The organism is Streptomyces sp. NPDC085944, assembly GCF_040686295.1.
Classification (GTDB): Bacteria; Actinomycetota; Actinomycetes; order Streptomycetales; family Streptomycetaceae; genus Streptomyces; species Streptomyces salinarius.
Genome location: NZ_JBFBJX010000008.1, coordinates 1 through 26,473, shown reverse-complemented (window position 1 = coordinate 26,473; position 26,473 = coordinate 1). Strand labels below are relative to the sequence as shown.

17 protein-coding genes are annotated in these 26,473 nt (G+C 68.6%); 6 read left to right on the top strand and 11 right to left on the bottom strand.

Annotation, left to right across the window (positions count from 1 at the left end):
- Nucleotides 1-95: 95 nt before the first annotated feature.
- Entirely contained in the window at nucleotides 96-473 is a 378-nt protein-coding gene (locus tag AB0P07_RS17430) for an NTP pyrophosphohydrolase (protein WP_365551335.1), read from the top strand.
- 72 nt (nucleotides 474-545) lie between these two features.
- Here the strand turns inward: AB0P07_RS17430 and AB0P07_RS17425 are convergent, their stop codons facing one another.
- Nucleotides 546-2,057: an amino acid permease gene (locus AB0P07_RS17425; RefSeq protein ID WP_365551332.1), complete on the bottom strand. Its 1,512-nt coding sequence runs from the start codon at nucleotides 2,055-2,057 to the stop codon at nucleotides 546-548.
- A gap of 146 nt (nucleotides 2,058-2,203) precedes the next feature.
- Entirely contained in the window at nucleotides 2,204-4,132 is a 1,929-nt protein-coding gene (gene dxs / locus AB0P07_RS17420; RefSeq protein ID WP_365551330.1) for a 1-deoxy-D-xylulose-5-phosphate synthase, read from the bottom strand.
- 426 nt (nucleotides 4,133-4,558) lie between these two features.
- Between dxs and AB0P07_RS17415 the strand changes: the two genes are divergently transcribed.
- On the top strand, nucleotides 4,559-6,082 hold the full coding sequence (locus AB0P07_RS17415; RefSeq protein WP_365551327.1) for a chitinase: 1,524 nt from the start codon (nucleotides 4,559-4,561) through the stop codon (nucleotides 6,080-6,082).
- A gap of 96 nt (nucleotides 6,083-6,178) precedes the next feature.
- On the opposite strand, the gene AB0P07_RS17410 is transcribed toward AB0P07_RS17415, so the two are convergent.
- From AB0P07_RS17410 to ngcE, 7 genes are all read right to left on the bottom strand, one after another.
- Entirely contained in the window at nucleotides 6,179-7,471 is a 1,293-nt protein-coding gene (locus AB0P07_RS17410) for a sugar ABC transporter permease (protein WP_365551324.1), read from the bottom strand.
- Nucleotides 7,468-8,259 carry an ATP-binding cassette domain-containing protein gene (locus tag AB0P07_RS17405; RefSeq protein WP_362344360.1) on the bottom strand — a complete coding sequence of 264 codons (792 nt, stop codon included), beginning with the start codon at nucleotides 8,257-8,259 and terminating at the stop codon, nucleotides 7,468-7,470. Before AB0P07_RS17405 ends, AB0P07_RS17410 begins: the two co-directional genes overlap by 4 nt.
- Nucleotides 8,260-8,415: 156 nt before the next feature.
- Nucleotides 8,416-9,519, bottom strand: a complete 1,104-nt coding sequence (locus tag AB0P07_RS17400) for a sugar ABC transporter substrate-binding protein (RefSeq protein ID WP_365552011.1) — start codon at nucleotides 9,517-9,519, stop codon at nucleotides 8,416-8,418.
- Between the two features lie 133 nt (nucleotides 9,520-9,652).
- Nucleotides 9,653-10,864, bottom strand: a complete 1,212-nt coding sequence (locus AB0P07_RS17395) for an ROK family transcriptional regulator (protein ID WP_365551321.1) — start codon at nucleotides 10,862-10,864, stop codon at nucleotides 9,653-9,655.
- 216 nt (nucleotides 10,865-11,080) lie between these two features.
- Nucleotides 11,081-12,007 (bottom strand): carbohydrate ABC transporter permease, encoded by a 927-nt coding sequence (locus AB0P07_RS17390; protein WP_365551318.1) that lies wholly within the window; start codon nucleotides 12,005-12,007, stop codon nucleotides 11,081-11,083.
- 3 nt (nucleotides 12,008-12,010) lie between these two features.
- Entirely contained in the window at nucleotides 12,011-12,937 is a 927-nt protein-coding gene (locus AB0P07_RS17385; protein ID WP_365551315.1) for a sugar ABC transporter permease, read from the bottom strand.
- Nucleotides 12,938-13,022: 85 nt separating this feature from the next.
- Nucleotides 13,023-14,471, bottom strand: a complete 1,449-nt coding sequence (gene ngcE, locus AB0P07_RS17380; protein ID WP_365551312.1) for an N-acetylglucosamine/diacetylchitobiose ABC transporter substrate-binding protein — start codon at nucleotides 14,469-14,471, stop codon at nucleotides 13,023-13,025.
- Between the two features lie 446 nt (nucleotides 14,472-14,917).
- Between ngcE and AB0P07_RS17375 the strand changes: the two genes are divergently transcribed.
- The gene (locus AB0P07_RS17375) at nucleotides 14,918-18,724 is read left to right on the top strand and encodes a GH92 family glycosyl hydrolase (protein ID WP_365551309.1); all 3,807 of its coding nucleotides are present in this window, start codon (nucleotides 14,918-14,920) and stop codon (nucleotides 18,722-18,724) included.
- 231 nt (nucleotides 18,725-18,955) lie between these two features.
- Nucleotides 18,956-19,882, top strand: a complete 927-nt coding sequence (locus tag AB0P07_RS17370) for a VCBS repeat-containing protein (RefSeq protein WP_365551307.1) — start codon at nucleotides 18,956-18,958, stop codon at nucleotides 19,880-19,882.
- Between the two features lie 91 nt (nucleotides 19,883-19,973).
- On the opposite strand, the gene acnA is transcribed toward AB0P07_RS17370, so the two are convergent.
- Complete coding sequence (gene acnA / locus AB0P07_RS17365; RefSeq protein ID WP_365551304.1) at nucleotides 19,974-22,691, bottom strand: aconitate hydratase AcnA; 2,718 nt, start codon at nucleotides 22,689-22,691, stop codon at nucleotides 19,974-19,976.
- A gap of 291 nt (nucleotides 22,692-22,982) precedes the next feature.
- Here acnA and AB0P07_RS17360 point away from each other — a divergent pair, with 291 nt between their 5' ends.
- Together AB0P07_RS17360 and AB0P07_RS17355 are read left to right on the top strand one after the other, a co-directional pair.
- Nucleotides 22,983-23,180 carry a DUF4236 domain-containing protein gene (locus tag AB0P07_RS17360; RefSeq protein ID WP_076976921.1) on the top strand — a complete coding sequence of 66 codons (198 nt, stop codon included), beginning with the start codon at nucleotides 22,983-22,985 and terminating at the stop codon, nucleotides 23,178-23,180.
- A 97-nt stretch (nucleotides 23,181-23,277) separates the two neighbouring features.
- Nucleotides 23,278-24,807, top strand: coding sequence for a UDP-N-acetylglucosamine 1-carboxyvinyltransferase (locus tag AB0P07_RS17355; RefSeq protein ID WP_061442025.1), 1,530 nt, complete (start codon nucleotides 23,278-23,280; stop codon nucleotides 24,805-24,807).
- A 376-nt stretch (nucleotides 24,808-25,183) separates the two neighbouring features.
- Here AB0P07_RS17355 and AB0P07_RS17350 read toward each other — a convergent pair whose 3' ends face one another.
- Entirely contained in the window at nucleotides 25,184-26,368 is a 1,185-nt protein-coding gene (locus AB0P07_RS17350; protein WP_365551300.1) for a DUF6183 family protein, read from the bottom strand.
- Between the last annotated feature and the right edge of the window lie 105 nt (nucleotides 26,369-26,473).

Sequence of the window (26,473 nt, the reverse complement as noted above, 5' to 3'; positions counted from 1 at the left end):
GATCACTCTAAGCGGGGCCGTCGGCTCCGCGTCGGTCGGGTACGGCCGTCACCGTGCCGGAGGGGACGGTCACGGAGCCGTGCGAACCTGACGGGATGGAAGACAACGTGCCTGAGCTCGTGATCGTCGACGCCGCGAACGTCGTCGGGTCGGTGCCCGACGGCTGGTGGCGGGACCGGCGTGGGGCGGCGGAGCGGTTGCGGGACCGGCTGGCGGCGGACGGGGTGCCGGGGCGGGCGGGGCCGGTGGAGGTCGTGCTCGTGGTCGAGGGCGCGGCCCGCGGGGTGGAGTCCGTGCCCGGCGTACGGGTCGAGTCCGCGCCCGGCAGCGGGGACGACCACATGGTCGAGCTGGTCGCGCGGGCGGCGGGCGACCGCGACGTCCTGGTCGTGACGGCGGACCGCGAACTGCGCCGCCGGGTGACGGAGCTGGGGGCTGAGGTGGCGGGACCGCGGACGGTGCGGCCCGGGTGAGACCCGGCCGCGTACGTCAGTGGGGCCACGCACTCGCGTGGGTGCGTGGCCCCGGACCGGTGGGCCGACGGGCTACGGGCCGTTCGGGGCGGACGGCTCCGCCGGGGCCTCCTCGCCGCGGCCCAGGCGGCTGTGGGTGCGGCCGTAGAGGAAGTACACGACGAAGCCGATCACCATCCAGATGCCGAACCGGACCCAGGTCTCGGCCGGCAGGTTCAGCATCAGCCACAGCGACGCGGCCACGGAGACGATGGGCAGCAGCGGGACCAGCGGAGTGCGGAAGGCGCGGGGCAGGTCGGGCCGGGTCCTGCGCAGGATGACGACGCTGATCGCGACGACCACGAAGGCGAAGAGCGTGCCGATGTTCACCAGCTCGGCCAGCTCGCTGAGGCTGGTGAAGCCGGCGACGATCGCGATGACGACGCCGAGCAGGATGGTGGGCCGGTAGGGGGTGCGGAACTTCGGGTGGACGTGGGAGAAGAAGCGCGGCAGGAGCCCGTCGCGGCTCATGGCGAAGAAGACCCGGCTCTGTCCGAGGAGCAGGATCATGCAGACCGTGGTCAGGCCGACCGCGGCGCCGAAGCTGATGACGCCCGAGAAGAAGGGATGCCCGGTGGCCTTGAACGCGTCGGCCAGCGGGGCGTCCACCGAGAGCTCGGTGTAGTGCTGCATGCCGGTGACGACGATCGACACGGCGACGTAGAGGACGGTGCAGATGGCCAGCGAGCCGAGGATGCCGCGCGGCATGTCGCGCTGCGGGTTCCTGGTCTCCTCGGCGGCGGTGGCGACGATGTCGAAGCCGATGAAGGCGAAGAAGACGACCGAGGCGGCCGTGAAGATGCCCATCACGCCGAAGTTGGACGGCGCCCAGCCGAACATCAGCTGGATCAGGGGTGAGTGCAGTCCCCCGCCCGCCTCGACCGGCTGCGACTCGGGGATGAAGGGGTCGTAGTTGGCACCCTTGATGAAGAAGGCACCCGCGATGATCACGACGAGGACGACCGCCACCTTGATGGCGACGACGAGCGAGGTGATGCGTGCCGACAGCTTCATGCCGAGCACGAGGATCGCGGTGAGCACCAGCACCAGCGCGGCGGCAAGGATGTCGAAGCCGAAGCCCTCGGCGCCGTCCCGGCCGCCCAGCTCGGCGGGCATGTGCCAGCCCGCGTTGTCCATGAGTGAGCGGATGTAGCCCGACCAGCCGACGGCCACCACCGCCGTGCCGAGCGCGAACTCCAGGACCAGGTCCCAGCCGATGATCCAGGCGGGCAGTTCGCCCAGGGAGGCGTAGGAGAAGGTGTACGCGGAGCCGGCCACGGGGACGGTGGAGGCGAACTCGGCGTAGCACAGCGCGGCGAGCGCGCAGACGACTCCGGCGACGACGAACGCCAGAGCCGTGGCCGGTCCGGCATTGTTCTTGGCGACGGTGCCGGTCAGTACGAAGATGCCGGTGCCGATGACGACGCCGATACCGAAGACGGTCAGGTCCAGGGCCGACAGGGATTTCTTGAGCGCGTGCTCCGGTTCCTCCGTGTCCTGGATGGACTGCTCGATCTTCTTGGTCCTGAAGAGGGTGTTGCTCACGGGGACCTCCCACGCTTGTCGTCCTCGACATGATCGAGAGGGGGCGTACTGCGTATGCCCCGGCGTGGGCGATTTCACGCGGATGGGCCGGTTGCGCCACTGCATCGAGTGGTGCGACCGGCCCGTCCGGAGGATGCGCAAGCGCGTCAGTCGCGCGCGGCCTCCACCTGGTCCACTGCGGCGCCCGTACGGTCGTACCGGCCGTCGAGCTTGGCGACCAGGCCGGTGACCTGGCGCGCGATGTCGGGCGCGGTGAGCCCGATCTCGGCGAGGACCTCGGCGCGGGAGGCGTGGTCGAGGAAGCGGGGCGGGATGCCGAAGTCGCGCAGCGGCACGTCGACGCCGGCGTCGCGCAGGGCCTGGGCGACAGCGGAGCCGACGCCGCCGACGCGGGAGTTGTCCTCGACGGTGACGACCACGCGGTGGTGCTCGGCGAGCGGGGCCATGGCCTCGTCGACGGGCTTGACCCAGCGGGGGTCGACGACGGTGGTGGAGATGCCCTGCTTGTCCAGCAGGCCGGCCACCTCCAGGCACATCGGCGCGAGGGCGCCGACGGAGACCAGGAGCACGTCGGGGGTGTCGGTGCCGGGGGCGCGCAGGACGTCCATGCCGCCGACGCGGCCGACGGCGGGTACGGCGGGGCCGACGGCGCCCTTGGAGAAGCGGACCACGGTCGGCGCGTCGTCCACCTCGACGGCCTCGCGGAGCTGGGCGCGGACCTGGTCGGCGTCGCGCGGGGCGGCCAGGCGCAGGCCGGGGACGACCTGGAGGATCGACATGTCCCACATGCCGTTGTGGGAGGCGCCGTCGGTGCCGGTGACGCCGGCCCGGTCCAGCACGAAGGTCACGCCGCACTTGTGCAGGGCGACGTCCATGAGGACCTGGTCGAAGGCGCGGTTGAGGAAGGTGGCGTAGACGGCGAAGACCGGGTGGACGCCGCCGTGGGCGAGGCCGGCCGCGGAGACGGCGCCGTGCTGCTCGGCGATGCCGACGTCGTAGACGCGGTCGGGGAAGGCCTTGGCGAACTTGTCGAGGCCGACCGGCTGGAGCATCGCGGCCGTGATGGCGACGACGTCATCGCGCTCCTTGCCGAGCTTGAGCATCTCGTCGCCGAAGACGGACGTCCAGTCGGCGCCGGAGGTGGAGATGGGCAGGCCCGTGTCGGGGTGGATCTTGCCGACGGCGTGGAAGCGGTCCGCCTCGTCTGCCAGGGCGGGCTGGTAGCCGCGGCCCTTCTCGGTGAGGCAGTGCACGATCACCGGGCCGCCGAAGCGCTTGGCGCGGGTGAGTGCGGACTCCAGGGCTTCCAGGTCGTGCCCGTCGATCGGGCCGACGTACTTGAGGCCGAGGTCCTCGAACATGCCCTGTGGGGCGATGAAGTCCTTCAGGCCCTTCTTGGCGCCGTGCAGGGTGTCGTAGAGCGGGCGGCCGACGACCGGGGTGCGCTCCAGGACCTCCTTGGTGCGGGCCAGGAAGCGCTCGTAGCCGTCGGTGGTGCGCAGGGTCGCCAGGTGGTTGGCGAGGCCGCCGATGGTGGGCGCGTACGAGCGCTCGTTGTCGTTGACGACGATGACCAGGGGGCGGTCCTTGGCGGCGGCGATGTTGTTCAGCGCCTCCCAGGCCATGCCGCCGGTCAGAGCGCCGTCGCCGATGACGGCGACGACGTGGTCGTCGCGCTCCAGGACCTGGTTGGCCTTGGCGATGCCGTCGGCCCAGCCCAGCACGGTGGAGGCGTGGCTGTTCTCGATGACGTCGTGCTCGGACTCGGCCTGCGAGGGGTAGCCGGACAGGCCGCCCTTCATCTTCAGCCTGGAGAAGTCCTGGCGGCCGGTGAGCAGCTTGTGCACGTAGGACTGGTGGCCGGTGTCCCAGAGCACCTTGTCCTTCGGCGAGTCGAAGACGCGGTGCAGGGCGAGGGTGAGTTCCACCACGCCCAGGTTGGGGCCGAGGTGGCCGCCGGTCTTGGAGACGGCGTCGACGAGGAAGGTACGGATCTCCTCGGCCAGCTGAGTCAGCTCTTCCAGGCTGAGCCGGTCCAGATCGCGCGGTCCCGTGATGCGGGTCAGCAGCGGCACCCGTGCCTCCTTGCAGTAGAGCTGTTGCCGGGCTCGTCGAGTCTAATGTTCCGCTCCGGCGGAACGTGTCCGGGCGGTGCGTCGTACGTCACGCGTTCGGCCTTACCCAGGGGCGGGCCGTTCTACGTCTCACCGGTCCGCGTCTTCCCCGTCTGCGCCCTCGCGTGTCTCCTGCCGCCTCCTCGCGTCTTCCCCGTCCGCGCCGTCGCACGTCGCCGTCCGGCTTGGGGACACCTTTACCCGGGTGGTCCAGTCCCCCGGGCGCGCGGTGTCCAGGCCCGGTGACGTCCGACCCCGCGGATTGGTCTAGTCCCATTCTGGTCCAGACCATTGCGGCTCCCGGTGCTCCGGCGATATCCCCGTACCCGGCAACACCCCAGCACAGCAAGGGAATCGACGTTCCACCCCACACACACCGGGACTGACATGAGACGCATGCGTTCCATCCGGGCGGCCCTCACCGCGGCCGCCACCACCGTGGCCGCGGTGGGCCTCGCGCTGACCGGCACCGGCGCGGCCCAGGCGGCGACCCCGCTGCCGGACCGGGTCTTCGCGCCGTACTTCGAGGCCTGGACCGGCGAGAGCCCGGCCGCGCTGGCCGCCCAGTCGGGTGCCAAGCACCTGACGATGGCCTTCCTCCAGACGGAGACCGCGGGCTCCTGCACGCCGTACTGGAACGGCGACACCTCGATGCCGATCGCGCAGTCGACCTTCGGCGCCGACTTCGACACCGTCCAGGCCGACGGCGGGGACCTCATCCCCTCGTTCGGCGGCTACACGGCCGACACCACCGGCACCGAGATCGCCGACAGCTGCACCGACGTCCAGCAGATCGCCGCGGCCTACGAGAAGGTCATCACGACCTACGACGTCACCCGGCTCGACATGGACATCGAGATCGACGCGCTGGACAACAGCGCCGGCATCGACCGCCGCAACAAGGCGATCAAGCTGGTCCAGGACTGGGCCGCGGTGAACGGCCGGGACATCGAGATCTCGTACACGCTGCCCACGACCACCCACGGCCTGGCGAGCAACGGCGTCGCCCTGCTCGAGAACGCCGTCAAGAACGGCACCAGGGTCGACGTCGTGAACCTCATGACCTTCGACTACTACGACAACCAGCCGCACGACATGGCCAAGGACACCCAGACGGCCACCCAGGGCCTGCACGACGTACTGGCCCGGCTCCACCCGGACAAGTCCTCCGCCGACCTGTGGCACATGATCGGCGTCATCGAGATGATCGGCGTCGACGACTTCGGACCGGCGGAGACCTTCACCCTGGACAACGCCCGCACGGTCTACGACTGGGCCCTCAAGCAGGGCATCAACACGCTCTCCTTCTGGGCGCTGCAGCGGGACAACGGCAGCTGCGCGGGCGGCGGCGCGGCCGACAACTGCTCGGGCATCCAGCAGAACACCTGGGACTTCTCGCACGTCTTCGCGCCCTTCACCAGCGGCAGCACCGCCCCGGAGAACGACTTCTCCCTCTCCGCCACCCCGGCCTCGGGCACGGTGACCGCGGGCGCCTCGGCCACCACCACCGTCAAGACCGCGGTGAAGTCCGGCGAGGCGGAGACGGTACGGCTCGGCGCGAGCGGGCTCCCGGCCGGCGTCACCGCGTCCTTCAGCCCGGCCTCGGTCACCGCGGGCGGACAGTCGACGCTGACCCTCGCCACCACCGACCGGGCGGTCTCGGGGACCTACTCCGTCACCGTCACCGGCACCAGTCCGTCGGGCAGCCACAGCACCACGTACTCGCTGACCGTCACCGGCGGCAACGGCGACCGGTGCACGGCCGCCCCGTGGGACTCGGGCGCGATCTACACCGGTGGACAGCAGGTCTCCCACGAGGGGCACACCTGGAAGGCCAAGTGGTGGACGACCGGCGAGGAGCCCGGGACCACCGGCCAGTGGGGTGTCTGGCAGGACCTCGGCGCCTGCTGACGACGAGCGGGCCCCACTGACGCGACACAGCGGTCCGCCCGCCGGCCCAGGGCTCAGCTGGGCGGGCGGGCGGACCGTCGTCGGCCGTGCGGGACGCTAGGCGCGGCCGGCCGTCTTCTGCGTCTTGCGGGTCACCGCGTCGATGACGACGGTCGCCAGCAGCACGCCACCGGTGATCATGTACTGGACCGGCGAGCCGACACCCTCCAGGGCGAGGCCGTACTGGATCGAGACGATGACCATCACACCGAGCAGCGCGTTCCAGGTGCGGCCGCGGCCGCCGAACAGGGACGTGCCGCCGATCACCGCCGCGGCGATGACGTTCATCAGGAACTCACCGGTGCCGGCGCCCTGGTTGGCGGCGGCGATCTTCGACGCCACGAAGAGGCCGCCCAGGGCGGCGAAGCCGCCGGCGATCGCGAAGACCGAGATCCGGACCAGCTCCACATTGATGCCGGCACGGCGGGACGCCTCGACGCTGCCACCGAGTGCGAAGATCATGCGACCGTAGGCGGTGCGGCGCAGGACGAAGTCCGTGAGCAGCAGGAAGGCCAGGAAGATCACCACAGCCAGCGGCAGGCCCTTGTACTGGTTGAAGACGATCGCCACGACGAAGGCCAGGATCGCGAGCAGCACCGTACGCACGATGATCTCGTTCAGCGGCCGGGACGGCACCCCGGCGGCGGCACGGCGGCGGTTGTCGAAGAACGAGGTGAGGAAGTACCCCGCGGTCACGACGATCGCCAGCCCGTAGGCGGCGGCCACGTCGCTGAAGAAGTAGCTGGTCATCTTGACGACGACGCCCTCGGAGTCGAGGTTGATCGTCCCGTTGCTGCCCAGGATCTGCAGCATGAAGCCCTGCCAGAACAGCAGTCCGGCCAGTGTCACGGCGAAGGCCGGCACACCGATGCGGGCGAAGAAGAAGCCGTGGACGGCACCGGCCACGGTGCCGGTGAGCACCGCCAGCAGCAGGGCGAGCCACTCGTTCATCCCGTGGGTGACGCTCAGCACAGCGAACGTGGCGCCCGCGACACCGCTGACCGAGCCGACCGACAGGTCGATCTCGCCGAGCAGCAGGACGAAGACGATGCCGACGGCGATCATGCCGGTGCCGACCATGGCGACCGCCATGTCGGAGAAGTTGCCGGCGGTGAGGAAGTTGGAGTTCAGGCTGGTGAAGATGGCCCAGATGATCAGCAGTCCGACGACGACCGGTATGGACCCGAGGTCACCGGCCTTCATCTTCCGCTTGAACTCGCCGAGGTAGCCCGCGAAGCCCTGCTCGCGCACCAGCAGCCGTGGGTCGACCGGGGTGGCCGCGCCGGCGGCCGCGGCGGGATTGTCGTTCGCCTGGTCCTCGGCGGGGGTGGAGGTCTTTTCGATGCTCACTTCTTGATCTCCCCATTGGTGCGCGCCGCACGACGGGTCACGGCGTTCTCCGTGGCGCCCGTGATGGCGGAGATGATCTCTTCCTGCGAGGTCGACTTGACCTCGAAGACGCCGTTGTTGCGCCCGAGGCGCAGGACGGCGACCTTGTCGGCGACCGCCTTGACGTCGGCCATGTTGTGGCTGATGAGGATGACGGCGTGGCCGCGCTCGCGCAGCCGCTCCACGAGGTCGAGGACCTGCGCGGTCTGCTCGACGCCGAGGGCGGCGGTGGGCTCGTCGAGGATGACCAGCTTGGGCTCGCCGAGCATGGACCGGGCGATCGCCACGACCTGGCGCTGACCGCCGGAGAGCGAGGCGATCGGGATACGGACGCTGGGGATGCGGATGGACAGCGTGTCCAGCAGCTCGCGTGAGCGGCGCTCCATCTCCACCTCGTCGAGGACGCCGCGCCTGCGGAGCTCCCGGCCCAGGTAGAGATTGCCGACGACGTCGATGTTGTCGCACAGCGCGAGGTCCTGGTAGACGGTCGCGATGCCGAGGTTCTGGGCGTCGTGCGGCCTGTTGATCGAGACGGCCTTGCCGTCCCACTCGATGGCGCCCTCATCGATGGGGTGCACGCCGGCGATCGTCTTGACCAGCGTGGACTTTCCGGCTCCGTTGTCGCCCACCAGGGCGACCACCTCACCGGCGTGGACCTCAAGCTCGACGTCGGTGAGCGCCTGGACGGCACCGAATCGCTTGGAGACCCCGCGCAACGCCAGCACGGGCGTAGCGGACACGTGAACCATCTCCTTCGCCGCCTGACCCGGCGGGAGGTTGTACAGAAGTTGGGGGGTTGTTCCGTCCGGCGCCCCGCGTAGCTTGCGGGGCTGTTGAGTGCGGGGCGCCGGAGGAGCTGGGGCGGGCGGTCCGGGCCGCTCACGCGGCGCGGGACGCGGGTCCGCTTACTTGAGGCCGATCTTGTCGCAGGCGGCCTTGTACTTGTCCGTGCAGATCTCGTCGATCGTGTAGAAGCCGTCCTTGATGACGGTCTCCTTGATGTTGTCCTGGGTCAGCGAGACGACCGGGACGATGACCGCGGGGACACCCTTGGTCGTGGCGCTGTCGACCTTGTCGTTGGCGATCGAGTCGAGCGACTCGCCCTTGGCCAGCGCGACGGCCATCTCGGCTGCGGTCTCGGCCTCCTTCGGGTAGGACTTGAAGACGCTCATGTACTGCTCACCGGTGACGATGCGCTGCACGCCCGCCAGTTCGGCGTCCTGGCCGGTGACCGGGATGTTCTTGATACCGGCGCGCTTGAGGGCGGTGATGGAACCGCCCGCCATGCCGTCGTTGGCGGAGTAGACCCCGTCGATCTTGTCCTTGCCGAGGGCGGAGATGGCCGCCTGCATGTTGGCGTTGGCGTTCTCCGGCTTCCACTCCTTGGTGTCGTACTCGCGGCCGATCTTGACCTTGCCGTCGAGGACGGAGTGGGCGCCCTCCTTGAACTGGGCGGCGTTCGGGTCGGTGGACGAGCCGTTCATCATGACGATCTGGCTGTCCTTGGCCTTGTCGCCCAGCGCCTTCAGCAGCGCCTCGCCCTGCGTCTTGCCGACGGTGACGTTGTCGAACGAGGTGTAGCCGTCGATCGGACCCTCGGCCAGGCGGTCGAAGGCGACGACCTTGATGCCGGCGTCGTGGGCCTTCTTCACCGAACCCGCGATGGCCTTGTAGTCCACCGCGTCGACGATCATCACGTCCACCTTGTTGGTGATCATCGTCTCGACCTGCTGGTTCTGCAGGCTGGCGTCCTGCTTGGCGTTGGCGTAGACGACCTCGCCCTTGTTGTTCGTGAGCTCCTTGACCTTCTTCTCGATCATGGGCCGGTCGAACTTCTCGTACCGCGCGGTCTGGTTCTCCGGAAGGAGCAGCCCGACCTTGATGTCGTCGCCCTTCTTGGCGGCCGAGTCGGACGAGTCGTTGTTGTCGCCGGACTCCTTGGCGCTGCCGCAGGCGGCGAGAGAGACGGCCATCGCGGTGGTGGCAACGGCAACGGCGGCACGACGCATACGCGTGTTCACTTCACAAACCTCCCTGACGAGGCCGCGACGTTGCGGCCGAGGTGGCTGGAAGTCAACTCGGCCACACGTGCGACGTCAAGAAGTAAATCCTTAACGAGATGACAACGGTGCCATCCGTGCTCTAAGTGAAGGCAGGCGTGACCGTCGGCAGGGCGCCGGTCGCAGATCCGTCCAAGAGGGTCGAATCGCCCATTTCACTCAGCGCCAGGGCGAGCGCCCCCAGCACCTCCGCACGGCCCCCAAGTGCCCCGGGAAGTACGGAGAGTTGGCGCGCCGCGCTGGGGATGGCGTAGCGCCCGACGGACTCCCTTATCGGCCCGAGCACCAACTCGCCGGCCTCGGCGAGATCACCGCCGAGGACGACCCGGCTCGGGTTGAGCAGATTGCAGAGGTTGGCGACTCCGCTGCCGATGTGGCGGCCGACGTCGGCGATCACCCGACGGCAACCGGGGTCGCCGTCCCGGGCCAGCCGCACCACGCCCTCCATCGTCAGATCGGTGCCGTGGCTGGGCTGGAGGAGCGGAAGCACATAGCGTGCTGCCGCGAAGGTCTCCAGGCAACCCCGGTTTCCGCACCGGCAGACGGGACCGGCCTCGTCGAGGGTGATGTGCCCGATTTCGCCCGCCGTGCCGCCCGGGCCGCGATAGATCTTCCCGTTGATCACCAGACCGGCGCCGACGCCGCTGGCCACCTTGATGTAGGCCAGGTCCCGCACGCCCCGCCCACTGCCCCAGACCAGCTCGCCCAGGGCGCCGAGGTTGGCGTCGTTGTCCACGTGCACCGGCACGCCGAGCCGCCCCCGCAGCTCCTCGGCGGGCCGGGTGCCGCCCCAGCCGGGCAGGATGGCGGTCGAACCCAGCGTGCCGGACTCGACGTCGATCGGCCCGGGCACGCCGAGGCCCACTCCGGCGATCTTGGCGCGGTCCACGCCGGTGGCCGCGATCAACCGACTGACCAGCTGTTCCGCCCGGTCGAAGCCCTGAGCCGCGGACGCGTCGACGTCCAGGGGTTCGGACTCCTCGGCAAGCACCTGGTGGGCGAGGTTGCCGACGGCGACGCGCAGGTGGGTGTGGCCGAAGTCCACGCCGATGACGATGCCGGCGTCGCCGCTCAGCGAGACGCTGCGGGCCCGCCGGCCGCCCGCCGAGGTGGGCGTGACCTCGACCGTTCCGCCGTCCTTCAGCTCGCGGACGATGTTCGAGACCGTGGCCGCGGACAGGCCCGTCGTCCTCGCGATCTCCGCCTGCGTGAGCGAACCGGCGAGCCGTACCGCCCGTACGACGCGTTCCAGGTTGGCTCGGTGCAGCGACGACTGCGACCCGGGAGTCTCCACGACGACCTCCTGCGCGCGGGGCCGCTTCGATGAGGCCCCTTCCATGTGCAACTAGTGAACCCTAAGCAGAGCCGTTCGGGTCACCTACCGTCAAGAGGTTGAACCGTATCCAGGTATCCCATGCGGGCGGTCCCGCACATACGAGCATGCCGCCCCCGGGGTTCCGGGAGCGGCATGCGGGTGAGGCCTCCGGGGTTTCCGGGGCCGGGACGGGCGCTACTTCAGCGCGCCCGCCGTGAGCCCTTGGACCACCTGGCGCTGGAAGACGATGTACGCGGCCAGCACCGGCAGCATCGCCATGACCAGGCCGGCGAACAGGCCCGACCAGTCGCCCTTGTACCCCTGGCTGACCGCCAGCTGCACCAGGCCCTGGGTGAGGACGTGTTTGTCCGGGTCCGTGTTCAGCACGGTCGGCAGCATGTACTGGTTCCACTGGCCCAGGAAGTTGAAGATCCCCACGCTGATCAGGCCCGGCTTGGCCATCGGCAGCATGACCTGGAAGAACGTCCGGGTGTGCGAGGCCCCGTCCACGAAGGCGGCCTCGGCCACCGAAGTGGGCAGGGTTCTGAAGAACCCGGTCAGGAAGAACACCGTGAAGGGCAGCGAATAGGCGATGTAGACCAGGATCAGCCCGTGGATGGTGTTCAGCATTCCCATGTTGTCCACGACGTAGAACAACGGGACCAGGGCGAGCATGATCGGGAAACTCATGCCGGCGATGAACAAGTAATAGATGAACCGGTTGCCGGGAAAGTCGAACCGGGCCAGCACATAGGCCGCCATGGAACCCAGCACCAGGGTGCCGATGAGCGAACCGCCCACCACGAGAATGGTGTTGAGGAAGTAGTCGCTCATGTGCGCCTGCGACCAGGCCCGCGACCAGTTGTCGAAGTTCAGCTTGTCGGGCAGCGACCAGGGCGAGCCGAAGATGGAGGCGTCGTCCTTGAAGGAGGTCATCACCGCCCACACCAGCGGCATGCCGACCATGATCGCCCAGATGACGAGGACGCCGTGGGAGAAGACGTTGAGGGTGGTGCCCTCCCGCTTCTTCCCCTCCTTGAGTCCGCCGGGGGCGGCCTCGGCCTTGACGACGGGCGTGCCGGGCTCGGCGGGCACGGGGGCGGGGGTCTCGGTCGTCTTCATTGATCAGTACTCCAGCCGCTCGCGCCGGCCCAGCCGCATCACGACGGCGGCGAAGGCCAGCGTGACGAGGAGGAGTGCGACGCCGATGGTGGTGGCGTAGGCGGCCTGACCGTCACGGAACGCCTTCTGGTACACGTACAGGACCATGACGGTGGTCGAGTAGTCGGGTCCGCCGGGTCCGGTCGTCATGATCTGCACGACCGCGAAGGACTCGGCGCCCAGCGCGAGGATGCCCATGTAGACCCAGCCGGACTGCACGGTGTCCCACAGCAGCGGCAGGGTCACCTTGAAGAAGGTGGTGGCGCGGTTCGCCCCGTCCAGCAGCGCGGCCTCGTACAGCTCCGCCGGGATGGAGGCCATGCCCGCGGAGAAGAGCACCACGAAGAAGCCCACCGTCGACCAGACGAGCACCGCCATCACGCACCACAGGGCGATGTTGGGGTCGCCGAGCCACAGCGGCTGGACGGAGTCCAGGCCGATCCCGCGCAGCAGGGAGTTGATCGCGCCGCTGTCGGGGTTGTAGGCGAACTGGAACAGCAGGGCGACGATCGCGATGGAGAGCACCTGCGGGAAGAAGTACACGATCTTGTAGAAGCCGGAGCCGCGCACACCGGTGATCGCGGGGCCGCCGCGGCGGCGCCGTCCGCCGACGTTGATCATGAAGGCGAAGAAGAGCGCCAGGCTGAGTGTCACCAGCGGCACCAGCAGCGCGAACATCACGCTGTGCTGCAACGACTTCCAGAAGATGTCGTCGTCGAGCATCCGCGAGTAGTTGTCGAAGCCGACCATCTTGAACTCGGGACTCAGTCCCGTCCAGTCCGTGAACGAGTAGTAGATGGACTGGATGAACGGCCAGATGACGAAGAGCGCGTACAGTCCCAGGGGAACCGCCAGGAACCCCACGATGAACCGGTACTTGCCGTGCTGCATTGCTACCGACCCCGATCTGCGCGCGGGTGGCGCCGCCAGGGCCCGCCCGGCGCGGTGGCGCCGGACAGGCCCTGGTGACGCGTCCTCACTGGTGCTTGTAGTGCTTGATCGACGAGTCCTTGGCGGCTTCGTCGGCGTAGCCCTGGATCTTCTTGATGGTCTCGGCCGGGGTCATCCGGCCCGCCATCATCTCGCCCAGGCAGGAGACGCCGATCTTCTCCTTCTGGAGCTGCACGTACCAGTCCTGCATGCGCGGGTTCACGACGTTGTCGCCGGCCAGTTCCAGCGCCGCGACACCGGACTTGAGGCCCGGGGTCAGCTCGATGCCGTCGGTGCCGCCGTTGTAGGCGCTCAGCGACTTCACCTTGCTGGTGAAGTTCTTGGAGGACGCCTCGCTGAGCATGATGCGCAGCTGCTCCATGCCGCCGGCGCCGTTGGCCGCCTTGGCGGGGACGATGAAGGGCTCGCCGCCGGACGCCCAGATGGTGCCGAAGGGCATCTTGTCGCTGTCGTCGATGCCGGGCGGGGCGGAGACGGCGAGGTCGAAGTCGGCGGGGATGACCTTGGCCGACTCGTTCTCCACCCAGGAGCCGTTGGGGATGAACAGGGCGTCGCCCTTGGCCCACGCGGTCTGCGACTGGATGTGGTCCAGGCCCGGGGTGCCCTTGAGGATGTAGCCCTTCTTGAACAGCTCGTACCAGGCCTCGAAGACCGTCTTGACCGCCGGGTGCTTCCAGGCGTTCGGCTCCAGGTTGTCGATGGCGTCCAGCACCTCGACACCGCCGACCTTGGCGATCATCGGGGACATCGAGAAGGGGATGTAGTAGGGGTACTTGCCGGCGTAGGTCCAGCCGGCCATGCCCTTCTTCTTGGCCTTGGCGCAGACGGCGAGCATCTCGTCCCAGGTCTTGGGGTACTCCGCGTCCAGGGAGTCCAGGGCCTTCTGGGAGTACCAGTTGCCGTAGACCGTGTAGGCGTAGTACAGGATCCAGACCGGGTCGCCGTCGAACTGGCCCATTTCCACGATGCCGGGGCGCAGCGTGTCGCGGACCTTCTTGTTCGGGTCGTCGTAGGACGGTGCGTCGAGGAGCGGGGTGAGGTCGGCGAGCTGCTTCTTGCCGACCAGGACGCCCATGTCCATCTGCTCGGCGCCGGAGTTGTCGACGAGGTCGGGCGGGTTGCCGCCGTTGAAGCGCGGCTGCAGGGTGGACTGGATCTTCTGGGTCGCGGCGAACTTCACCTTGGCCTTCGGGAAGGCCTTCTCGTACAGCTTCACGGCGTCCTCGGCGTACTCCTTGCCGAAGCCTCCGTCGAAGAGGACGAACTCCATCTGGGCGCTCTCGTTGACCGCCAGCGGGTTCTCGGCGGACTTCTCGCCCGCCTCGGCCTTCTTCTGGTCGTCCCCGCCGCCGCTCGCGCAGGCGGACAGGAAGCTCATCGTGGGTACGGAGATCAGGCCGAGCGCGGCGGACCGCTTGATCAGATCGCGGCGGCCGACGCCCGTACCGTTGTTCTCGGCGGAAGTGGATCCCATGCTCAAGTCCTCGCCTTCTCCAGGACTCAGGCGGTGAACCGGATCCTCCCCGGCACCGCGATCGGGTCACGCTGCATCGTGCTGGTTCATGCTGGGCCGTACTGGAAACGCGGGTGCTTCTGTGCGGTCACGGATTCCGTCACCGCTGTTCGGGCGCTTGGGCGGTTCCTCCTCGCGGTTCCCTCCGTATCCCCCGATGGGCGACAGGTATAGTCCACTTTCCGTCGGCGGAGCAAGATCGAATGCAAGGTTCCCGGTACGTCTTTTCCGAGTTGAGACCTCCCGGAAATATGAGTGCCCTGTGCGTCGCATGCCGTAGGAATCCCCGCCATAACCCCCGAACGCCACATCCAACGCCCTTGACATCACTTGCCACTTGACCCCTACTGGTCCTTGCGCAGTTGAATTGACAACGTTGTCCCCAGCGCTGGGAGGGTGGCCAGGACATGCACTACAGAGTTCGGCACAGATGGGGTCCGGCGGTCGTGACGGCGACCGCCTTCGCCTTGGCCGTGGGTTCTCAGGGGGCGGCGGTCGCCCTGCCCGGCGCGCCCGCGAAGGCCGACCGGGAGTTCGCGTCGTCCTTCGAGAAGGGCGACCCGGCCCCGGACTGGACCGACACCGTGGACACCGGTGCGGACGGCCGCAAGCGGGCCTCCGGCGTGGACGGCGGGTTCAGCACCGGTATACCGGGCAACGTCACGGAGCACGTCACCGGGGTGCGGGCCAGCGCCGAGAACGCGGGCGGCGGGGAGGTCAAGGAGAACCTCGTCGACAACGAGCCGGGCACCAAGTGGCTGACCTTCGCCCCGACCGGCTGGGTCGAGTTCGACCTCAACTCCCCGCAGAAGATCGCCAAGTACGCGCTCACCTCGGCCAACGACCACGACGAGCGCGACCCGGTGGACTGGACGCTGAAGGGCTCGGCGGACGGCGAGAACTGGCAGACCGTGGACACCCGCTCCGGGGAGAGCTTCGGCGAGCGCTTCCAGACGAAGACGTACGAGCTGGACGGGACCGCCGAGTTCCAGCACTTCCGGCTGGAGATCACCAGGAACAACGGCGCCGGCGACGCCCTCCAGCTCGCCGACGTGCAGCTCGCCACCGCCGACACCGAGGTCCCCACCCCCGAGGACATGCTCTCCTCGGTCGACGACGGCCCGGCGGGCTCGCCCACCGCGAAGGCGAACGCCGGCTTCACCGGCACCCACGCGCTGCGCTACGCGGGCCGCCACACGGCGGACGGCCGGGCCTACTCGTACAACAAGGTCTTCGACGTCGACGTGAAGGTCGACCGGCGCACCGAACTGTCGTACAAGATCTTCCCGTCGATGGCGGACGGCGACCTCGACTACGACGCCACGAACGTCTCCGTCGACCTCGCCTTCACCGACGGCACCTACCTGAGCGACCTGAAGGCCACCGACCAGCACGGGTTCCCGCTGACGCCGCGCGGTCAGGGCGACGCCGAGATCCTTTACGTGAACCAGTGGAACAGCGTCGAGTCGGGCATCGGCACGGTCGCGGCGGGCAAGACCGTCGACCGCATCCTGGTGGCCTACGACTCCCCCAAGGGCCCGGCGAAGTTCCGGGGCTGGCTGGACGACGTGGAGATCAAGCGCGCCGAGCCAGAGCGCCCCAAGGCCCACCTGTCCGACTACGCGCTCACCACCCGGGGCACCAACTCCAGCGGCAGTTTCTCGCGTGGCAACAACTTCCCCGCGACGGCCGTGCCGCACGGCTTCAACTTCTGGACGCCGGTGACCAACGCCGGTTCGCTCAGCTGGCTCTACGAGTACGCGCGCGGCAACAACGACGCCAACCTGCCCACCCTGCAGGCGTTCAGCGCGAGCCACGAGCCGAGCCCCTGGATGGGCGACCGGCAGACCTTCCAGGTGATGCCCTCGGCCGCCTCCGGCACCCCGGACACCGGCCGGGACGCCCGCGAGCTGGCCTTCCGGCACGAGAACGAGACGGCCAGGCCGTACTACTACGGCGTGCGGTTCGAGAACGGCCTCAAGGCCGAGATGACGCCGACCGACCACGCGGCGATGATGCGCTTCACCTACCCCGGTGACGACGCGAGCGTGATCTTCGACAACGTGGAGAACAGCGCCGGTCTGACCCTGGACAAGGACAACGGCACCTTCTCCGGCTACTCGGACGTCAAGTCCGGGCTGTCCACCGGCGCCACCCGCCTCTTCGTGTACGGCGAGTTCGACAGCAAGGTGATCGGCGGCGACTCCAGCGGCGTCAAGGGCCACCTGCGCTTCGACGCCGGCCGGGACCGCGCCGTGACGCTGCGCATCGCCACCTCGCTGATCGGCGTCGACCAGGCGAAGGACAACCTGCGCCAGGAGATCCCGAAGCACGCCTCCTTCGACAAGGTCAAGCGGGACGCCCGCAAGCAGTGGGACCGGATCCTCGGCAAGGTCGAGGTCGAGGGCGCCACCCAGGACCAGCTGACCACGCTGTACTCCAGCCTCTACCGCCTCTACCTGTACCCGAACGCGGGCCACGAGAAGGTCGGCGGACAGTACAAGTACGCCTCCCCGTTCTCCAAGGCGGTCAAGGAGGACACGCCGACCGCGACCGGGTCGAAGATCGTGGACGGCAAGGTCTACGTCAACAACGGCTTCTGGGACACGTACCGGACCACCTGGCCCGCGTACTCCTTCCTCACCCCCTCCCAGGCCGGTGAGCTGGTCGACGGCTTCGTGCAGCACTACAAGGACGGCGGCTGGACCTCGCGCTGGTCCTCCCCCGGCTACGCGGACCTGATGACCGGCACCTCCTCCGACGTGGCCTTCGCCGACGCCTACGTCAAGGGCGTCGACTTCGACGCGAAGGCGGCGTACGACGCGGCCCTGAAGAACGCCACCGTCGTGCCCCCGTCCTCCGGCGTGGGCCGCAAGGGCATGGAGACCTCGCCCTTCCTCGGCTACACCAGCACCGAGACGCACGAGGGCCTGTCGTGGGCGCTGGAGGGCTACCTCAACGACTACGGCATCGCCAAGATGGGCGAGAAGCTCTACAAGGAGACCGGCGAGGAGCACTACAAGGAGGAGTCCGCCTACTTCCTCAACCGCGGCCAGGACTACGTCAACCTCTTCGACGCGAAGGCCGGCTTCTTCCAGGGCAAGGACGCCGAGGGCGACTGGCGCGTGGACTCCGAGAAGTACGACCCGCGCGTGTGGGGCTACGACTACACGGAGACCAACGGCTGGGGCTACGCCTTCACCGCCCCGCAGGACAGCCGGGGCCTGGCCAACCTGTACGGCGGACGCAAGGGCCTCGGCGACAAGCTCGACGAGTACCTGTCGACCCCGGAGACGGCCTCCCCGGAGCTGAAGGGCTCCTACGGCGGGGTCATCCACGAGATGGTCGAGGCGCGGGACGTGCGCATGGGCATGTACGGGCACTCCAACCAGGTCGCCCACCACGCCCTGTACATGTACGACGCGGCCGGTCAGCCGTACAAGACGCAGAAGAACATCCGCGAGGTGCTCCAGCGGCTGTACACCGGCAGCGACATCGGCCAGGGCTACCACGGCGACGAGGACAACGGCGAGCAGTCGGCCTGGTTCCTCTTCTCCTCGCTCGGCTTCTACCCGCTGGTGATGGGCAGCGGCGAGTACGCCGTCGGGTCCCCGCTGTTCACGAAGGCCACGGTGCACCTGGAGAACGGCCGCGAGCTGGTCGTCAAGGCGCCGAAGAACAGCACGAAGAACGTCTACGTGCAGGGCCTGAAGGTCAACGGCAAGCGCTGGAAGTCCACTTCGCTCCCGCACTCGCTGCTCGCCAGGGGCGGGGTCCTGGAGTTCGACATGGGCGCGAAGCCCTCCTCGTGGGGCACGGGGGACAACGCGGCGCCGCCGTCGATCACCAAGGACGACGAGGTCCCGACCCCGCGCACCGACGCGATCACGGGTGTGGGTGCCCTGTTCGACGACACGTCGGGGACGGACGCGAGCGTGACGTCCGTGGACCTGCCCGTGTCCGGCAAGGGCGTCGAGGCGGTCCAGTACACGCTCACCTCGTCGGCGGACCGTGCGCAGGCGCCGACCGGCTGGAAGCTCCAGGGCTCGGCCGACGGCACGGCCTGGCGGACGCTGGACGAGCGCTCCGGCGAGTCCTTCGCCTGGGACCGGCAGACGCGGGCGTTCTCGGTGAAGTCGCCGGGCTCGTACGCCAAGTACCGCCTGGTGCTGGACGGCGCGCACACGCTGGCAGAGGTGGAACTGCTGGCCTGAGCCCGAAGGTGAGCAGGACATGACGTTGCGGGGTACGCCGGGTGACGGGCGTACCCCGCAAAAGGTTGTACGCCCCACGTTGCGCTTGCGTTCCTTTTCTGTACTGCTCTCGTCCCTGGCCGTAAAACTGATTGACCTGTGAACGTCATGTGTAAGGATCACGAAGTATCCCGGGATCTTGCGGACTTGCCCGTCCGCGGTCCCTTCCGCATGACCAAACGGAGGATCCACGTGGCCAAGAACTCTGGCCTGAACACGCGTCGCGCGCTGGCGCGTGCCACGGCTGCGGCGCTCACCGCCGCACTGGTGGCGACGGGGGCGAGCAGTGCCGTCGCCGCGGACTCGCCCGTACCTTCCGCGTCGAAGGTGCCGCTCGACGTGAAGCAGTCGGATGCGTCGAAGTTCGGCACGGCCGATGTGCAGGGGGCACCGTTCAACGGCGTGTACGGGATGACGAGCGGGGGCGACCTCTACAGCTACGGGCTCGACGGTTACGGCGGACTCACCTCACGATCCGGCGCCGGCCGGCTTTCGCCCGACACCAAGTTCGTCACGCAGGTCGACCACAACGCCGACGGCGAGTCGGACGGCAACTGGTTGGTGGTCGACGGCCAGCTCCGGTACCTGGAGTGGAACATCACCGGCTCGACGCTGATCGGCAAGGGCTGGGGCATCTACGACCGGCTCCTGTCGGCCGGCAACCTCGGCGGTGCCGCCGCCGACGACCTGATCGCGCGGGACAAGTCCGGCGTTCTGTGGCTGTACCTCGGCTACGGAACTGGGACCCTCACCCAGCGTTACCGCGTCGGCGGCGGATGGAACACCTACACCCACATCGCCGGCAAGGGCGACCTGACCGGTGACGGCAAGGACGACATCGTCGCCAAGGACAAGTCCGGCGTGCTGTGGCTCTACAAGGGCACCGGCAACTACAAGGCGCCCTTCACGTCGCGCACTCGTATCGGTGGCGGTTGGAACACGTACAACAACCTCCTCACCGTCGGCGACATCGACTATGACAACATCACCGACCTGATCGCCCGTGACACGACGGGCGCGCTGTACCTGTACAAGGGCACCGGCAACGCCGCTTCCCCGTACAAGTCCCGGGTGAAGATCGGCAGCGGCGGCTGGAACACGTACCGCCTGATGTTCTAAAGCCGTACGCGACGCCTCTGTGAGGCGGGCAAGCGCGAGGGCCGCACCCCCGTCACCGGGGATGCGGCCCTCAGCCGTTGTGCGCCGCCGCCTACTTGCGGATCAGGCTGCGCAGCACGTACTGCAGGATGCCGCCGTTGCGGTAGTAGTCCGCCTCGCCCGGGGTGTCGATGCGGACCACCGCGTCGAACTCGACGCCGGTGTCGGTGGTGACCTTCACCGTGCGCGGGGTGGTGCCGTCGTTCAGCCCGGTGACGCCGGAGACGGAGAAGGACTCCTCGCCGGTCAGGCCGAGGGTCTCGGCGGTCCGGCCCTCCGGGAACTGCAGCGGCAGCACGCCCATGCCGATGAGGTTCGAGCGGTGGATGCGCTCGTACGACTCGGCGATGACGGCCTTGACGCCGAGGAGCGCGGTGCCCTTGGCGGCCCAGTCGCGGGAAGAGCCGGAGCCGTACTCCTTGCCCGCCAGGACGACGAGCGGGATGTTCCGCTCGATGTAGTTGCGGGAGGCGTCGTAGATGAACGACACCGGACCGCCGTCCTGGGTGAAGTCGCGGGTGTAGCCGCCCTCGGTGCCCGGCGCGATCTGATTGCGCAGGCGGATGTTGGCGAAGGTGCCGCGGATCATGATCTCGTGGTTGCCGCGGCGCGAGCCGTAGCTGTTGAAGTCGCGGCGCTCGACGCCGTGCTCCGTCAGGTACTTGCCGGCCGGGGTGTCGGCCTTGATCGCACCGGCGGGCGAGATGTGGTCCGTCGTCACCGAGTCGCCCAGCTTGGCGAGCACGCGAGCGCCCGAGATGTCCTCGACCGGGGCCGGCTCCATACCCATGCCCTCGAAGTACGGGGGCTTGCGCACGTAGGTGGACTCGGCGTCCCACTCGAAGGTGTCGCCGGTCGGGATCGGCAGCGCCTGCCACTGGGCGTCGCCCGCGAAGACGTCGCTGTAGGACTTGGCGAACATGTCCTCGCCGATGGCGTTGGCGACGACGTCGTTGACCTCGGCCTCGGAGGGCCAGATGTCCTTGAGGAAGACCGGGTTGCCGTCCTGGTCGGTGCCCAGGGCCTCCTTGGTGATGTCCACCTTCATGGAGCCCGCGAGCGCGTAGGCGACGACCAGCGGCGGGGACGCCAGGTAGTTCATCTTGACGTCGGGGTTGATCCGGCCCTCGAAGTTGCGGTTGCCGGAGAGCACCGAGGTGACGGCGAGGTCGTGCTCGTTGACGGCCTTGGAGACCTCCTCCGGCAGCGGGCCGGAGTTGCCGATGCAGGTGGTGCAGCCGTAACCGACGAGGTTGAAGCCGACCTTGTCGAGGTAGGGGGTCAGGCCCGCCTTCTCGAAGTAGTCGGTGACGACCTTGGAGCCCGGGGCGAGGGTGGTCTTGACCCACGGCTTGCGGGTCAGGCCCTTCTCGACCGCCTTCTTGGCCACCAGGGCGGCGGCGACCATGACGTACGGGTTGGAGGTGTTGGTGCAGGAGGTGATGGCCGCGACCGTCACCGCACCGTGGTCCAGCTCGTACGAGGTGCCGTCGGGGGCGGTCACGCGGACCGGGTTGGACGGGGTGCCGTTCGGGGTGACGGCCGGGGAGTCGGAGGCCGGGAAGGACTCCTTGCCCGCCTCGTCCACGACGTCCACGTAGTTGAGGACGTCGGTCTTGAACTGCTGGGCGGCGTTCGCGAGGACGATGCGGTCCTGCGGGCGCTTCGGGCCGGCGATGGAGGGCACGACCGTGGAGAGGTCGAGCTCCAGCTTCTCGGAGAAGTCCGGCTCGGCCTTCGGGTCCAGCCAGAGGCCCTGCTCCTTGGCGTACGCCTCGACGAGCGCGACCTGCTGCTCGCTGCGGCCGGTCAGGCGCATGTAGTTGAGCGTCTCGCCGTCGACCGGGAAGATCGCGGCGGTGGAGCCGAACTCCGGCGACATGTTGCCGATGGTGGCGCGGTTGGCGAGGCTGGTGGCGGCCACGCCCTCGCCGTAGAACTCGACGAACTTGCCGACGACACCGTGCTTGCGCAGCATCTCGGTGATGGTCAGCACCAGGTCGGTGGCGGTGGTGCCGGGGGTGAGCTCGCCGGTCAGCTTGAAGCCGACGACGCGCGGGATGAGCATGGAGACCGGCTGGCCGAGCATCGCGGCCTCGGCCTCGATGCCGCCGACGCCCCAGCCGAGGACGCCGAGGCCGTTGACCATGGTGGTGTGCGAGTCGGTGCCGACCAGGGTGTCCGGGTAGGCCTTGCCGTCGCGGGTCATGACGACGCGGGCCAGGTGCTCGATGTTCACCTGGTGGACGATGCCGGTGCCCGGCGGGACGACCTTGAAGTCGTCGAAGGCGGTCTGGCCCCAGCGCAGGAACTGGTAGCGCTCGCGGTTGCGGCCGTACTCCAGGTCGACGTTCTGCTTGAAGGCGTCGGCGGTGCCGAACTTGTCGGCGATGACGGAGTGGTCGATGACCATCTCGGCCGGGGAGAGCGGGTTGATCTTGTTCGGGTCGCCGCCCAGCTCCTTGACGGCCTCACGCATGGTGGCGAGGTCGACGACACAGGGCACGCCGGTGAAGTCCTGCATGATCACGCGGGCCGGCGTGAACTGGATCTCCTGCGACGGCTGGGCCTGCGAGTCCCAGCCGCCGAGGGCGCGGATGTGGTCGGCGGTGATGTTCGCGCCGTCCTCGGTACGGAGCAGGTTCTCCAGCAGCACCTTCAGGCTGTAGGGAAGGCGCGCGGAGCCCTCGACCTTGTCCAGCCGGAAGATCTCGTACGACTCGTCGCCCACCTGCAGCGTGCTGCGGGCGTCGAAGCTGTTCGCCGACACGACAGTCTCCTTCATTCATGTGCGCGTACCACCGCATCCTGCCGCCACGCCCCCTGGCCGATCCGCTAAGGTAGGGCTAAGTTAGGTAACCCTTACCAGGGTGGCGGCTGCGGTACGCCTCGGCAGATATCTCGATGTCGAGATAACTCTAGTACATAGGGGCGGCCCGGTCATGTCCGGGCACCATGTGGCGTGCGCCCCACCCCGGGTGACCCACACGGCCATCACTACGCCGTACGGGGGTATCCGACTCGTGCCGGACCGACCCGGCACGACCCGGAAGGGGGCACGATGCCGCTCACGTTCCGCAAGAGTTTCCGGATCCTCCCCGGAGTGCGGCTGAACATCAACAAACGCTCGTGGTCCATCACGACCGGAGGGCGCAACGGCCCGCGCCACACCCGCAGCAGTACCGGACGTCGTACGACATCGATGGATTTGCCGGGACCTTTCGGGTGGCGTCGCACGACGACGAGCAGGCGCCGCTGAGCCGCGACCGGGCGGTGACCGGGGGTTTCTTGACGTGACATCACCCGAACAGACCCCTCGAGAGGCGTGATCTCATATCTGAGATAGCCTCAACCTCATGGCAGACGACTACCTCGTACGCATCGGCCGACTCATCCGTGATGCCCGGCAGCACCGCGGCTGGACGCAGTCACAGCTCGCGGAGGCGCTCAACACCAGTCAGAGCGCCGTCAACCGCATCGAGCGCGGCAACCAGAACATCAGCCTTGAGATGATCGCCCGGATCGGCGAAGCGCTGGACAGCGAGATCGTCTCCCTGGGCTACGCGGGTCCGATGCACCTGCGTGTGGTCGGCGGCCGTCGCCTGTCCGGCGCCATCGACGTCAAGACCAGCAAGAACGCCTGCGTGGCCCTGCTGTGCGCCTCGCTGCTCAACAAGGGGCGCACCGTGCTGCGCCGGGTCGCCCGCATCGAGGAGGTCTACCGCCTCCTGGAGGTGCTCAACTCCATCGGCGTGCGCACCCGCTGGGTCAACGACGGCACCGACCTGGAGATCGTGCCGCCGGCCGAGCTGGACATGGAGGCCATCGACGCCGAGGCCGCCGTCCGCACCCGCTCCATCATCATGTTCCTCGGCCCCCTGCTGCACCGCATGGACCGCTTCCGCCTGCCCTACGCCGGCGGCTGCGACCTCGGCACCCGCACCATCGAGCCGCACATGATCGCGCTGCGCCGCTTCGGCCTGGACGTCGCCGCGACCGAGGGCCACTACCACGCGGTGGTCGACCGCACGGTGCGCCCGGACCGCCCGATCGTCCTGACCGAGCGGGGCGACACGGTCACGGAGAACGCGCTGCTGGCCGCCGCCCGCCACGACGGCGTCACCGTCATCCGCAACGCCTCCTCCAACTACATGGTCCAGGATCTCTGCTTCTTCCTCGAAGCCCTGGGCGTGCGCGTCGAGGGCATCGGCACCACCACCCTCACCGTGCACGGCATGCCGGTCATCGACGCCGACGTGGACTACTCCCCCTCCGAGGACCCGGTCGAGGCGATGAGCCTGCTGGCCGCCGCCGTGGTCACGGAGTCGGAGCTGACGGTGCGTCGGGTCCCGATCGAGTTCCTGGAGATCGAGCTGGCGGTCCTGGAGGAGATGGGCCTCGACCACGACCGCACCCCGGAGTACTTCGCCGACAACGGCCGTACCCGCCTGGTGGACCTGACGGTGCGCCCCTCCAAGCTGGAGGCGCCCATCGACAAGATCCACCCGATGCCCTTCCCCGGCCTGAACATCGACAACGTCCCCTTCTTCGCGGCCATCGCGGCCTCGGCCCAGGGTCAGACCCTCATCCACGACTGGGTCTACGACAACCGCGCCATCTACCTCACCGACCTGAACCGCCTCGGCGGCCGCCTCCAGCTCCTGGACCCCCACCGCGTCCTGGTCGAGGGCCCCACCCGCTGGCGCGCCGCCGAGATGATGTGCCCGCCGGCCCTGCGCCCCGCGGTCGTCGTCCTCCTGGCGATGATGGCCGCCGAGGGCACGTCGGTGCTGCGCAACGTGTACGTCATCAACCGCGGTTACGAGGACCTGGCGGAACGGCTGAACTCGATCGGGGCGCAGATCGAGATCTTCCGGGACATCTGAAGGGTCTGAGGAAAAGCAGCGCGAAACCCCTCCTGACCTGTACAGATGCGAGGCAGGGGGGACTCGCAGTTACCCCTGGGACTTCTCTGGGACAGGCAACGTCACGTGTTCGTTCATTGACAGCGGTTCTCACCAGGGGCCAGGTGACACAGCCGCAGGCCAGCGCGAAGAGGCCGAGGCTCCGAGCGCCTCGCCCGAAGACCCCCAAGCGTCACGTCCGGCCAGAGCAGCGTGGTCTCCGAACCCCCGCGGCCGGAATCCGGCGGCGGGTCCGCAGCACGGTGCTGGTGACGCCCACGTCATTCTTCACAGGGCCGGAAGGCTCTCGGACCATTCTGACGACAAAGGCGAAGAAGGTGCCGGGGACGACTTCCCGCTATCCGAGAGCATCGCGGTGGACATCGGTATCGGTCGCCGCCAGCACCACGACCCGAGTCCGGGTGGGATCGAGCACGGCGAAAGCCAGGTCCGAGGTGTCGTGGTGGAACCAGTCCGTGAACGCCATGAAACGCAACCACCGGTGATCCGCCGCGCGCCGCACCGCTTCCAAGAGGGGTACACGGGTGGGCAACCCCATGAGCGCGTAGAGACTCTGCCAGGCATACAGCCGCGCGTACGCACCGCCCTGCCCCTGGCCGTTCACTCCGCCGACGTACGAAGCCGAGAACAGTTCGTTGAGCACATCGTCGGGTGTCGTCACGCAGGCGAGCGCACTCCCCCGGCGGCTGCCCTCACCCGCCAGACAGCGCAAGGGCAGTTCCTTGATGAAGGAGATGCCGAAGTCGTCGGGGCCGAGCGGGCTCGGCAGCGTGAAGAACCGTGCCTCGGGCTCACGGGCCCAGCCGCCGGCCGTGAACGGTCGGGCGGCCGCGCTCGCCCGACCGTCGTCCCGGGCGTCCTCGGCCCCGCGGCCGACGACGGCGCCGGAGTCGGTCGAGGAAGCCTCCGGGAAACGCGACCGTAGTTGCTTCGCGGTCTTGATCGACCCCAGCCCCCGGACGCGAACGGCGAATCGGTGCTCGATGTCCAGTCGCGCCCCTGGCAGCCGAGCCAGCGGATGCCCCAGCTCACGCAGCTTGTCGGCGTACGCCTCCAGGGAGCGGCGACCGGCCCCCGAGCCGATCAGCGCCAACTCTGCGAGGAGACAGGCCCGTAGCTCGACCGCCGGATCCGAAATCCCGTCCGGCACCTCACGGAACAGAGGCTCGATGTCGCGCAGATGCTGAGCCTTGGCCAGCTTAGCGGCCACGGAACGCAGCAGTCGATCGCCTTCGCCGGGAGGCATGGCCCCTTCGGGCAGCAGCCGGCTCACGAGGTCCACAGCGAACGTCACACTGTCCCGGGAACGCGTCTCGGCCAGAGTCCCGGCGATCCGCCCGACAGCTCGCGCCGCCGAGGCTTCAAGGAGGCCGTCGCCGGTCGTCGTCCGGCACAGCTTCTCCGCCGCTTCGTACATTCCCCTTGGTCCGCGCTCAGCCGGATGCTGCGACTCCGGCCCGGGCCGCTCCCCTTGCTGTCCGTCGGAAGCGCCGACGCCGGGTGTCTCTTCGTTGTGGCTCACGCCCCGAGTCTAAGTGGGCGGTTCGTGAGGCGATGTCCGTTTCGGTTGAGGTGGGAGCAAGGCTGCTGGTGGAGGCTGTGTCGGCTATTGCTTCCTGGCGAAGTT